The 12,226-nt window shown below is 66.0% G+C and carries 7 protein-coding genes; 3 read left to right on the top strand and 4 right to left on the bottom strand.

What is annotated here, in order from left to right:
- Nucleotides 1-160 precede the first annotated feature (160 nt).
- From G5C50_RS15615 to G5C50_RS15605, 3 genes are all read left to right on the top strand, one after another.
- A complete protein-coding gene (locus tag G5C50_RS15615; RefSeq protein WP_165070901.1) occupies nt 161-538 on the top strand; it encodes a hypothetical protein in 378 nt (125 codons plus the stop codon).
- Between the two features lie 180 nt (nt 539-718).
- Complete coding sequence (locus G5C50_RS15610; protein WP_165070900.1) at nt 719-3,847, top strand: PSD1 and planctomycete cytochrome C domain-containing protein; 3,129 nt, start codon at nt 719-721, stop codon at nt 3,845-3,847.
- 4 nt (nt 3,848-3,851) lie between these two features.
- Nucleotides 3,852-5,306, top strand: a complete 1,455-nt coding sequence (locus G5C50_RS15605; RefSeq protein WP_165070899.1) for a DUF1501 domain-containing protein — start codon at nt 3,852-3,854, stop codon at nt 5,304-5,306.
- A gap of 7 nt (nt 5,307-5,313) precedes the next feature.
- Here G5C50_RS15605 and treS read toward each other — a convergent pair whose 3' ends face one another.
- From treS to G5C50_RS15585, 4 genes are all read right to left on the bottom strand, one after another.
- Nucleotides 5,314-8,673: a maltose alpha-D-glucosyltransferase gene (gene treS, locus G5C50_RS15600; RefSeq protein ID WP_165070897.1), complete on the bottom strand. Its 3,360-nt coding sequence runs from the start codon at nt 8,671-8,673 to the stop codon at nt 5,314-5,316.
- A gap of 104 nt (nt 8,674-8,777) precedes the next feature.
- Nucleotides 8,778-9,566: an SDR family NAD(P)-dependent oxidoreductase gene (locus G5C50_RS15595; protein ID WP_165070896.1), complete on the bottom strand. Its 789-nt coding sequence runs from the start codon at nt 9,564-9,566 to the stop codon at nt 8,778-8,780.
- A 30-nt stretch (nt 9,567-9,596) separates the two neighbouring features.
- Nucleotides 9,597-10,556 (bottom strand): MBL fold metallo-hydrolase, encoded by a 960-nt coding sequence (locus G5C50_RS15590; RefSeq protein WP_165070895.1) that lies wholly within the window; start codon nt 10,554-10,556, stop codon nt 9,597-9,599.
- Between the two features lie 142 nt (nt 10,557-10,698).
- The gene (locus tag G5C50_RS15585; protein WP_165071130.1) at nt 10,699-12,129 is read right to left on the bottom strand and encodes a DUF1501 domain-containing protein; all 1,431 of its coding nucleotides are present in this window, start codon (nt 12,127-12,129) and stop codon (nt 10,699-10,701) included.
- Nucleotides 12,130-12,226 lie beyond the last annotated feature (97 nt).

Genomic DNA, 12,226 nt, shown 5'->3' with positions numbered 1-12,226 from the left:
CAGGGGCCGTCGGTGTTGTACCGACGGCCCCTGGCATTTCGAACGGTCTGCATGGAGCAACCCGATCAGCATGGCTTTCTCCGACTTGAACCCTGCTATGATGAGAAAGACGGTAAGACGAATGTAAGACAGGCGGACCGTTGGAGTGAGGACTCCTGTGATGAGGAGCCGGCCCCCCTTCTTCCTGTTGTGTGTGCTGGTTCTGCTTTCCGTCTGCTATCTGACGGTCAGTCTGTCGCCGTGGCCCGTCGCTCCGAAGCATGAGCCTGTCTTCTCCTCCGACGAGGCGTTCTACGAATTCGTCGAAGGCCAACCCATCCAACTCCCGGACGGGGGGGCGTTTGTCGTCCATCGGGCCCAGGTCGAGTTGCTCCGGATGGAACCGGCGTCCGACGGCGATCAGGTGGCCTTCGACCTCTGCGGCGACGGCGAGCGTTACTCCGTCGACGGCTTCGTATCGCTCCACAACTCGGACGGAGTCGTCTCGCCGATCGTCAACCTGGGGAAAGGGTGGTTCGTGTCGAAGCTGACGAAGTAGCCGAGGGGTCTTCGCGGTTCCCGATCCTCCGGCTCATCAGGGGACGCCTTGAATCTGTTTCTCTCGGCCATGGATCGGGTATATTCAGGGTCTTCCCAAACGCATGCTTGAAGCCTTCGATTCCACACGCGGGAATCGCGTCGTGCCGAACCCCAATGATCGACCGCGGAGGGCCCGCCCGTGCGTCTCTGCCTCCTGACCGGGATTTCCGCCGCCTGCCTGTCGCTTTCGGTTTCCGGTCTTACCCGCGCCGATGAGCCGCCCCGAATCGAATTCAATCGCGACGTCCGGCCGATCCTCTCTGAGAACTGCTACTTTTGCCACGGGCCGGACAAGAACCAGCGCAAGGCTCAACTGAGGCTCGACGAGCGCGAATCCGCCCTCAAGCACGGAGCGGTCGTTCCGGGGAAGCCCGACGATAGCGAGTTGGTCGTCCGGATCCTCAGCACGGACGAGGACGCGATGCCGCCCGCCGAGGCCCACAAGACGCTCTCCACCGCCCAGAAGAAGATCCTTCAGGACTGGATCGCCCAGGGGGCCGAATACCAGGCCCACTGGGCTTACGTCCCGCCGGTCCGTCGCCCCGCACCGAGCGTCCATCGCCAGGAATGGGTCCGGAACCCTGTCGACGCCTTCCTGCTCGCGGCGCTGGCGGCGAAGGGGATCGAACCATCTCCCGAGGCCCCGAAGCGCCGGCTCGTCCGGCGTCTTTACCTGGATCTTCTTGGGCTGCCGCCCACGGCCGAGGAGGCCCGCGCGTTCGAGGAATCCACCGATCCGGAAGCGTACGAGAAGCTCGTCGACCGGCTGCTCGAATCCCCGCACTACGGCGAGCGGATGGCGGTTCCCTGGCTTGACATGGCGCGATTCACGGACAGCGTCGGCTATCACGGCGACCAGGGCCAGCGCGTGTTTCCCTATCGCGACTACGTCGTGAACGCCTTCAACGCCAACAAGCCGTTCGACGTCTTCGTCACCGAGCAACTCGCCGGCGACCTGCTGCCCAACCCAACGCCCGAGCAACTCGTCGCCACCTGCTTCAACCGCCTCAACATGATGACCCGCGAGGGGGGAGCCCAGCCCGGCGAGTACCTCGCCAAGTACGCGGCCGATCGCGTGCGGACCGTCGGCCAGACGTTCCTCGGCTCGACCTTCGGCTGCGCCGAGTGCCACGACCACAAGTACGACCCGATCACCCAACGCGACTTCTACACGCTTTCCGCCTTCTTCGCCGACGTGAAGCAGTGGGGCGTCTACAACGATTACGACTACACGCCCAACCCCGAATTGAAGGGCTGGAGCAACGACCATCCCTTCCCGCCCGAGGTCGAGGTCGAGAACTCTTACCTCAAGGAACGCCAGAAGCGCCTGGCGGAGGAACTCCGGAAGGTCGTCTCCCGGAACTCCGACGATGCGGCCATCACCGGTTGGGTCGATCGCGCTCGCGAGTTCCTGGAATCGTCCGAGACGGGCTGGCTCAATCTGAAACCCCAGGCCGAGGATGAGGAAAAGGTCGAGGCCCTTCCCGACGGCAGTCTGCTGGTCATCGACTCCGCGAAGATGGACCCGAAGCAAGCCGCCGCCCGACCCAAAACCCAGGGCAAAGCCGCCGCGAAAGAGCCGGCCTTCCGGTTCGAATCCGCCTCGGGAGCTGGCTGGGTCTCTCGCATCCGCGTTGAGTTGATCCCCGACTCCCACCATGGCGGCAAGATCGTCCGCGAAGGAGCCGAAACCGCGGCCGTGGCCCTGAGCGCGAAGGTTGAAGGGGGTGGGGAGAAGGCGAAGGGGTTGAGCTTCTATCTCGCCGACGCCGACCACAAGACGCCTCGCTACTTCAACGGCGACGAGATCCCGGGAATCCTGAGCGGCTGGCGGACTTCGAAGGACGACGCCGAGAAGACGCAGACCGCCGTCTGGTGCCTGGAGACGCCCCTCGAGTTGAAGGACGCCCAGAAGCTGGTCGTAGAGGTGAAGAGTCCGCAAGCCGTCCGCGTCCGCGTCTCGCTCTCGCCGTTCGGCGTCGGTGAGGACGGCAAGGCCCTCGGCGATCTGTCCGCTGACGCCCAAGCCGCGATCACCGCCTGCTGCGACGAATGCGTGTCGGACCGCGCTGCGATCCTGCGCGGCGTCTACCACCGTAGCATAGGGGCCGACGCCGAGACCTGGGCTCGCGTCCGCGACCTCGGCCGCGAGATCCAGTCCTGCCGCGACGGTCGCGCCTTCTGCACGATCGTCCGCGCCATGCCGCCGATGGAGACCCGCGTCTTACCCCGGGGCGATTGGCTGAACCGAACCGGCGAGATCGTCGAGCCCGAGGTGCCTCGGTTCCTCCCGCACGCCACCGTCGCCACGGGCCGCCGGCTCAACCGGCTCGACCTGGCTCGCTGGATCACCGCCGAGGAGAACCCGCTCACAGCCCGCGTGTTCGTGAATCGGCTCTGGAAGCAGATCTTCGGCGTCGGGATCAGCGGCGTCATGGAAGACGTCGGCGCGCAGGGCGAATGGCCGACGCATCCCGAGTTGCTCGACTGGCTGGCCGTCGAATTCCGCGAGTCGGGCTGGGACGTCAAACGAATGGTCCGGCTGATGGTCACGTCGTCCGCCTATCGGCAGGACTCGCGGACCCGCCCCGAGCTGAAGGACGCCGACCCCGGCAACCGCCTCGTTGCCTTCCTGTCGCCGAGGCGCCTGGAGGCGGAGTTCGTCCGTGACAACGCGTTGAGCATCGCCGGGCTCATCAACCTCGACCTCGGCGGCCCCAGCGCGTTCCCGTATCAGCCGGCCGGTTATTACGCCAACCTCCAGTTCCCGGACCGCGACTACAAAGCCAGCCCGGGACCGCTGCAGTATCGCCGCGGCCTCTATTCGCACTGGCAGCGGACGTTCCTGCAACCGATGCTGGCGAACTTCGACGCCCCCGCGCGAGAAGAATGCACCGCCTCGCGGACCGTCGCCAACACGCCCCAGCAGGCGCTCACTCTGCTAAACGACCCGACGTTCGTCGAGGCGGCTCGCTCGCTGGCCGTCGAGCTTCTCGGCAACGAGGGCTCGACCGACGACGCCGCCCGCCTCGATCGCCTTTTCCATCGGGCGCTCGTCCGTCCAATCGAGCCGGCCGAACGTGCATCGCTCCTCGAATACCTGGCGGGCCGCCGAACGTTCTACCGCGACCACCGCGACGAGGCCGAGAAGCTGCTGCACGTCGGCCAGGCGCCGCTCTCGGGTGCGATCGATCCAGTCGAGGCCGCTGCCTGGGCCATGACCTGCCGCATCCTGCTGAACCTCCACGAGACGATCACCAGGTATTGAAACCATGAACACGCCCAATGATTTCGACGCCTGGCGGACAAACCTTCAGAGGCGGGTTTTTCTGCGGAACTCGGCCTACGGGATCGGCTCGCTGGCCCTGGCCGGGTTGCTTGACCCGCGCGTGTTCGCGGGGGGCGTCGATGCAGTGAAGCCCGACGCTCGCTGGCGAGGCGTCGTCCGGCCCACGCATCTGCCCGTGAAAGCCAAACGGGTGATCCACCTCTGCATGGCGGGCGGGCCGTCGCAGTTTGAGAGCCTCGACTACAAGCCGCGGCTCCAGGAACTCCACGGCAAACCCTTCCCGGAGTCGTTCACGAAGGGCCAGCAGCTTGCTCAACTCCAGAACAAGACCCTCATCGCGCGAGGGCCGTTCTGCGGATTCAAGAAATACGGCCAGTCCGGGCAGGAGATCTCCGACCTCTTCCCGAACATCGCCACGCTCGCCGACCGGATCGCCATCGTCCGCTCGATGACCACCGAGCAGATCAACCACGACCCGGCGCACGCGTTCATGAACAGCGGGTCGATCATCAAGGGGAGGCCGAGCATGGGCTCGTGGCTCCTCTACGGGCTTGGCGCCGAGACCGACGACCTGCCGGGCTTCGTCGTCCTGACCTCTGCCGGCGCGACCGGCCTGCAACCGGTCTCGGCCCGGCAGTGGTCGGCCGGGTTCCTCCCCAGCAAATTCCAGGGGATCCAGTTCCAGTCCAAGGGGGACGCCGTCCACTACATCAGCAACCCGCCGGGGGTCGACGTCGACGCCCAGCGCGGGGCGATCGCTGAAATTAACCGGCTCAACGGGATGCTTTCGGCCGACCGCCTTGACCCGGAGATCCAGACCCGGATCGCCCAGTACGAACTGGCCTTCCGGATGCAGACCAGCGTCCCCGAGCTAACCGATTTCGCCAGCGAGCCGCGATCGACGCTGGAGATGTACGGGGTCAAGAACCCCGGCGACGGCAGCTTCGCCTCCAACTGCCTGATGGCCCGCCGCCTGGCCGAGCGCGGGGTTCGCATGATCCAGCTCTACCACCGCGCCTGGGACCACCACGGCGACATCGAACGCGGCATGACCCTGGCCGCCAAGGACGTCGACCAGCCCTGCGCCGCACTGGTGAAAGACCTGGAGCAGCGCGGGATGCTGGACGACACCCTGGTCATCTGGGGAGGCGAGTTCGGCCGCACGCCTATGGGACAGGGGACGGGACGCGATCATCACATCCTGGGCTTCTCGCTCTGGATGGCCGGCGGTGGAATCAAGGGCGGCGTGACCTATGGCGCGACCGACGAACTCGGCTACAAGGCGGTCGAGAACGTCGTCCACGTCCGCGACCTCCACGCCACGATCCTCGCCCTCTGCGGCGTGGATCATGCGCGGCTCTCGTTCAAGTACCAGGGCCTCGACGTCCGCCTGACGGGCGTCGAGCCGGCGAGGGTTGTGAAGGAAATCCTGGCCTGAGACCGGCTCAGGGAGCCGCGACCTCCGCGCCCTCCAACTCGCGGAGGAGGGCCCGGATCGGGATCCCCACCCAGGCCGGGCGACGGGCGAGGTCTCGGCCGACGTCGTCGAGCGCGCGTTCCAGGAGGAAGATCCTGAGCAACGTATCGAGGTCCGCCCGATCGTCGGGCAGCAGTCCGGGGGCGTCGAGGTTTTCCAGGTAAGCGTCGATGAATTGCTGGGACACGCGATCCCGCCAGCGACGCGCCCAGGGCTCCAGAGCCTCGCGGTCGTCTTCACGAACCATCCCCGGCGGTCGCGTCTGTTTATCGTGCAGGTCGTAGAGCGCGGCATGCGCGGCGTAGTCGAACGAGCGGATCATCGAGGCCAGGTCGCGAAGAGGGGACCGCTTCACGCGGCGTTCGCCCGTGGAATCGTCGGCGTCGGCCTCGAAGTCGTAGACGACGAAGTCCGACCCGGTATAGAGGATCTGATCCAGTTCGTAGTCGCCGTGGATCCGGATCCGAGATCCGCCGTAGCCGCGGCTCGAAACCTTCTGGAAGCGTTCCAGCAGAGTCTCGCGCAATCCCAGGAGACGCTCGGCGTCGGCGGCCGTCGCGTCCTGGAGATGCTTCCGTTCAGCGGCGAGTCGCGTGAAGACGTGATGCGTCAGGTTCCGCATCGATTGATAGATCGAACGCTGGTAGAGCCGGCCGAACGGCTCGGGCTTGAAGTCGGTCTCGATGCGGGCCGAGGCGAGGGTTCGATGCATCGCGGCCGTATGGGCGCCGAGCTTCCGAGCGTGGACGTCGAAGCCAGCCATCGCAGCGTCCAGGATCATCTCGTCGCTTGATACGTTGCCGTTTCCGTTCGTCTCGTCGGGCGGAGGAGGCTCGACCTCGCGTTTGTGGAGGCCGGCGGCGATCCGCTCGTAGAACTGGCTGAGTTGATTGAGCGTCAACGTCCAGGCGCTCCCCTGATTGGGGATGTACTGGTTCAGAACCGCCAGAGTCACCGGCGGTCCATGGACGCGGCGATACTCCAGGTAGCCCAGCACCGGAGCCACGATGAGCGAGTCCTGACGAGCGGCGAGGAACGACCTCATCTCGAAGTCCGGGTTGATCTCGGCGTCGATGGTGCGGAACGTCTTGAGCGTCAGACGTTCGTCGAAGATGAGCGTCGTGTTGAACCGCTCGCTGCGGATGAGCTGGGCGGGAACGAGGTCGGTTTCGCCCAGGTCCAGTTCAGCCAGGCCGCGAAGCGGCACGGCCACCAGTTCGCCGTCCGCCAGCGGGGCCGTCATGCCGGAGCGGATCGCCCGCACCATCGCCGCGCCGCAGGCGGGATCGGCGAGGGCGTCGCAGACGATCCCCGACTGGCCTCCGGCGACCCTCGCCAGGATCGTCGTCGCACTGACGTCCAGCAAACGGACGAGGCTCGGCTCGGGGACAAGAGTGAGGGGGAGGATGTTCGCCTCGACGTCGCCCGTGGCCAGGTCGGCGCGGGCGACCAGCCACTGGATGTCGCCGGAGCCCATCGGGTCGGCGAACGACCGAGTCACGTCCATCCCCACGACCTTCGGCAGGCCGGCGGGCCGTCTCCGCTCCAGGAAGGCCGGGAGTAGCGGGTCGAGTCTTTCGGAATCCAGGCTCGTGAGTTCGGTACGCCAGTCCTGAGCGACGGTCACGACAGGGAGGTGAGCCATCCTCAGTGGTTCAATCTCCGTCGTCTGGGCGCCGACCTCGGGAGGCTTGAGCAGGAACCAGAAGAAACCGTAGGGGGAGAGCGTCAGCCGATAGGGCCGATCCTCCACGGGCGGCATCAGGGTGTGGCCTTGCAATTCCTCAGGCGCGAAGCCCTGGAACTCGCGGAGATCCAGGTCGACGAACTGCATGAACCGCGAGAGGTTCGCGATTACGAGAATCGACTCGTCATCATACTTGCGTATGAACGCAAGGATTCGCGAATTCTCGGGACGGAGGAACTCGATCGTCCCCCGGCCGAACGCCCGGTACCGCTTGCGTAGGGCGATCATCCGCTTGACCCACCAGAGGAGCGAACTGGGGTTCTGCTGTTGGGCCTCGACGTTGACGGCCTCGTAGTGGTACTCGGGGTCAATGACGACCGGGAAATACAGCTTCTGCGGGTTGCAGTCGGAGAATCCCGCGTTGCGGTCGGGCGACCACTGCATGGGCGTGCGGACGCCGTTGCGGTCGCCCAGGTAGATGTTGTCCCCCATGCCGATCTCGTCGCCGTAATAGAGGACGGGCGTCCCCGGCAGCGAGAAGAGCAGGGCGGTCATCAACTCGATCCGTCGCCGGTCGTTGTTGAGCAGCGGCGCAAGCCGGTGGCGGATGCCCAGGTTGATTCGGGCTTCGGGGTCGTGGGCGTACGCTCGATACATCGAGTCGCGTTCCTCGTCGGTGACCATTTCGAGCGTCAACTCGTCGTGGTTCCGCAGGAACATGCACCACTGGCAGTTCTCAGGAATGGCCGGCGTCTGGGCGAGGATGTCGAGGATCGGGTGGCGGTCTTCCTGGTGGAGCGCCATGTAGAGGCGAGGCATGACGGGGAAGTGGAACGCCATGTGGCATTCGTCGCCGTCGCCGAAGTAAGCCACGGCGTCCTCGGGCCACTGGTTGGCCTCGGCGAGGAACATCCGCGGCGGCGTCGGGAACTTCTCATCGACCCGTTTCCGAAGCGCCTTCAGGAAGTCGTGCGTCTCCGGCAGATTCTCGCAGTTGGTCCCCTCGCGCTCGTAGAGGTAAGGGATGGCGTCGAGCCGGAGACCGTCGACGCCCATGTTGAACCAGAAATCGAGCAGCGGGAAGACGGCTTCCCAGACGGCCGGGTTGTCGTAGTTCAAATCGGGCTGGTGGGAATAGAACCGGTGCCAGTAATAGGCGTCGGCGATTGGGTCCCATGTCCAGTTGGAGAGCTCGAAATCCTTGAAGATGATGCGGGCGTCCGAGTACTTCTGCGGGTCGTCGCTCCAGACGTAGAAGTCGCGCTCGGGGCTTCCCGCCGGTGCGTTGCGCGCTCGCTGGAACCACGGATGCTGGTCGGACGTGTGATTGAGGACCAGCTCGGTGATGACTTTCAGTCCCAGATCATGGGCGCGGTCGAGGAACTCGCGGAAGTCGGAGAGCCGGCCGTACTGCTTGTTGACCGACGTGTAATCGGCGATATCGTAGCCGTCGTCCCGCAGGGGCGACGGGTAGAACGGCAAGAGCCAGATCGCCGTGATTCCCAGGTCGCGGAGGTACGGGAGCTTGAGCGTCAGGCCGCGGAAGTCGCCGATGCCGTCGTTGTTGCTGTCGTAGAAGGCGCGGACGTGGGCCTCGTAAAGGACCGCGTCCTTGTACCAGAGTTCGTCGTCTTGCGGCATCGTGTCGACTCCATCGCGGGGGGACGCCTCGATGCGTGATCCCGTTCCTTCGTCGGTGATCCATGTCCAACTAGCAGATTCAGTGCCATCGTCGTCGACGATTTTCAGACGACGCTTCGCACCAGTCCGCCGTCCACGCGGATCGCCGCCCCATTGATCGCCGAGGCCCGGGGGCTGCACACGAAGGCAACGGCGTCGCCGATCTCGGCGGGGACGATGAGCCGGGCGATCAGGGAGGTCGGCCGGTTCTCAGCCATGAACCGACGTTCGGCGTCGGCCGGCGAGAGGTCGGGGAAGAGGTCCTGGACGAACTTGTCGACCCCCTCCGTCTTGGTCGAACCCGGCAGCACGGTGTTGACGGTGACCGCCGTCCCCTTGGTCATCTCGGCCAGGCTGCGCGAGATCGACAGTTGCATCGTCTTGGTCGCGCTGTAGTGGGCCATCTCGGGAGCCGGGCTGACGGCCGACTCGCTGGAGATGAAGACGATCCGCCCGCTTCCCGTTTTGAGCATGCCAGGGAGGTAAGCGCGTGCCAGGCGGACGCCGCTGAGGATGTTGACCTCGAACAAGCGCAGCCAGGCCTCGTCGGTCTCGTCGAGGAAGCCGACGGCCTCGTAGATCCCCAGGTTGTTCACGAGAACGTCGACTGCGGGGAAGGCGCGGATGATCGCCTCACATCCTTCGGCCGTGGCGGCGTCGGCGGCCAGCGGTGCAAGGTCTGCATCGGGGACGTCGGCTCGGATCGCCGCAACGGTCTTCTCAACGGTCGACGACGACCGGCCGTTGACGATCACCCGGGCCCCCTCGGCGGCCAGCGACTTCGCGATCGCCTGGCCGATACCCCCCGTCGAGGCCGTCACGAGGGCGAGCTTGCCTTTCAGTTGCAGGTCCATATCGACTCCTGGTTGTTCATCGACGGTCGGTCATGTGCGCGAGTGTTTTTCGACGAGCCCCGCGACGACGATCCGCGTGAACATGGGACCGTTGAAAAGGCCGCCGCTCCATTTGGCGTCGAAGTCGGCGGTCGGCTTGGCCGCCAGGATCTCGTCGATGGGGCGACTGGAGGCGACCATCGGCGCGATGCGGTCGTTGACGGTCGCCAGCATGGCCCGAAATGCGCGGACGTCGTCGACGGTCGCGACCGGGCCGTGGCCGGGGACGATTCGGGTCTTCGGCCCGGCGAGTTGCAGAATCCGGTCGACCCCCGCGATCATGCCGCCGATCCAGCCGCCGCAGGAAGCGTCGATGTTGGGATAGGCCCCGTTGTTGACGAGGTCGCCGACGTGGATCACGTCCGCCTTGCGGAAATGGACGATCAGGTCGCCGTCGGTGTGCGCCGGGGCGACGGCCTCCAGCCGGATTTCCTCGCCGTTGTGCTGGATCTCGGCGACGCTCAACGTCAGCCCGGGCCGAGCCTCGGGCGGCTTGGCCGGGTACGACATCCGGAAAAGCGGGTTCTGATGATCCTCGGAGAGTCGTTGCTTACAGGCAGCCGTGGCGAGGATCTTCGCCCCTGCGCGGGCGAAGGCGAGGTTGCCACCGGTATGGTCGCCGTGCCAGTGGGTATTGATCAGGACTGCGATCGGGCCGCCCGCAGCCTTCTCGGCGGCGGCGCGGATCTCGTCGGCCCGGTCGGCGAGGCCGGCGTCGATCATCAGCGGGCCGTCCTGGCCGTTCAGGATGAGCATGCTCCCGCCGGGGCCGGTCAGCAGCGTCAATCCGGCGCCGAACGGCTCCGTTTTCGCCGGGCCGGCGAAGAAGGTCTTGGCCTTGAGGATGCCTTCGCGAGGGTCGGACTCCTTCGGGAAGTCCTGGGCCTGCGTTGTGCGGCCGCCGAGGACGCAGCCCGTCAAACCCAGGGCGAGTACGGATCGCCGACGCATGGTCCACCTCATCGAGCGTGAATGGGAAAGGAGTCGAGTCAGAGGCAGCGAAATCTAGGGGTTTGAGCCGACGAAGTCCAGGGGGGAGCCTCGCCGTGCTCCCTCATCGACGAGGGGGGGAGGGGCGTCTCGCGGCGCGATGTCATCCTGCAAGGATGTCCTTCACCACCTTCCCGGCCACGTCGGTCAGCCGGAAGTAGCGGCCCTGAAACTTGTACGTCAGCCGCTCGTGGTCGATGCCGAGCAGGTGCAGGACCGTGGCATGGAAGTCGTGGACGTGGACCGGATCGGCGACGATGTTGTAGCCGAAGTCGTCGGTCTCGCCGAAGGTCACGCCGGGCTTCACACCGCCTCCGGCGGCCCAGGCGGTGAAGCAGCGAGGGTGATGGTCGCGGCCGTAGTCGGTCGCGGTCAGCTTCCCCTGGCTGTAATTGGTGCGGCCGAACTCGCCGCCCCAGAGGACCAGGGTGTCGTCCAGCATCCCGCGCTGCTTGAGGTCGCGGATGAGCGCCGCGCAGCCCTGATCGGTCTCCCTCGTGAGTTGACGGATGCCGGCGGGAAGGCCGCCGTGGTGGTCCCAGCCCGGGTGATAAAGCTGGATGAAACGGACCCCGCGTTCGGCCAGGCGGCGGGCGAGCAGGCAGTTGGCCGCGAACGTTCCCGGCTTGCGGGCGTCCGGTCCGTAAAGGTCATAGATATGTTCCGGCTCGTCTTCGAGGCCCGCGGCCTCGGGGACGCTCGTCTGCATCCGGTAGGCCATCTCGTACTGGGCGATCCGCGCGGCGACGGCCGGGTCGAGGTTGGCGTCGTACTCGTGTTGATGCAGCTCGCGGAGACGGTCGAGCATCTTCCGGCGGCCTTCGACGCTCGTCCCCGGCGGGTTGTCGAGATACAGGACCGGCTCAGCCCCCGCGCGGAACTGGACTCCCTGATGGACGGACGGCAGGAAGCCGTTGCCCCAGAGCCGCGAATAGAGCGGCTGGTCGACGGGGCGTCGGCTGATCAGGACGCAGAACGTCGGCAGGTTCTCGTTCATGGAGCCCAGGCCGTAGCTGAGCCAGGCACCCATCGAAGGGCGGCCTGCGATCTGCGAGCCGGTCTGGAAGAACGTGATGGCCGGGTCGTGGTTGATCGCCTCGGTGTGGAGCGACCGGATGAAGCAAAGCTCGTCCGCCACGCCCGCCGTGTGCGGCAGGAGGTCGCTGACCCACGCCCCCGATTCACCGCGGCGGGCGAACGAGAACAACGATCCGGCCAGTGGCAGCGAAGCCTGATTGCTGGACATTCCCGTGAGCCGTTGCCCCTGCCGGACCGAGTCGGGCAGGTTCTGGCCGTTCATGCGGTTGAGGAGCGGTTTGTGATCGAACAGGTCAAGCTGCGACGGACCGCCGCTCATGAACAGATAGATGATCCTCTTCGCCTTGGGGGCGAAGTGTGGGCCGCCCAGCGCGCCTCGGGCCGCATCGGGCGAGGCCGTCGGCGAGGGCGGGGCCGCCCCACCCAGGAGCGTCGCTAACGCCGCTCCCCCCAGGCCCAGGCTGGACCTCGAGAAGAAATGGCGGCGGGTCTGCATCAGGCCGGGGTTGTGCAGGAGTTCGCGGAGGTCGCCCATGATGCGTCCCCTTCCTTCCAAGTGCGTCTCATCAGGGTTGGCGTGAAGCCGCAACGGC

It is taken from the genome of Paludisphaera rhizosphaerae (assembly GCF_011065895.1).
GTDB lineage: Bacteria > Planctomycetota > Planctomycetia > Isosphaerales > Isosphaeraceae > Paludisphaera > Paludisphaera rhizosphaerae.
This window is presented reverse-complemented; position numbering and strand designations above follow the sequence as displayed.

Excerpts from the sequence above, each read along its gene's own strand:
- G5C50_RS15615 (WP_165070901.1), top strand. The coding sequence starts at position 161 with ATGAGGAGCCGGCCCCCCTTCTTCCTGTTGTGTGTGCTGGTTCTGCTT.
- G5C50_RS15605 (WP_165070899.1), top strand. The coding sequence starts at position 3,852 with ATGAACACGCCCAATGATTTCGACGCCTGGCGGACAAACCTTCAGAGG.
- treS (WP_165070897.1), bottom strand. The coding sequence starts at position 8,673 with ATGCCGCAAGACGACGAACTCTGGTACAAGGACGCGGTCCTTTACGAG.
- G5C50_RS15595 (WP_165070896.1), bottom strand. The coding sequence starts at position 9,566 with ATGGACCTGCAACTGAAAGGCAAGCTCGCCCTCGTGACGGCCTCGACG.
- G5C50_RS15590 (WP_165070895.1), bottom strand. The coding sequence starts at position 10,556 with ATGCGTCGGCGATCCGTACTCGCCCTGGGTTTGACGGGCTGCGTCCTC.
- G5C50_RS15585 (WP_165071130.1), bottom strand. The coding sequence starts at position 12,129 with ATGCAGACCCGCCGCCATTTCTTCTCGAGGTCCAGCCTGGGCCTGGGG.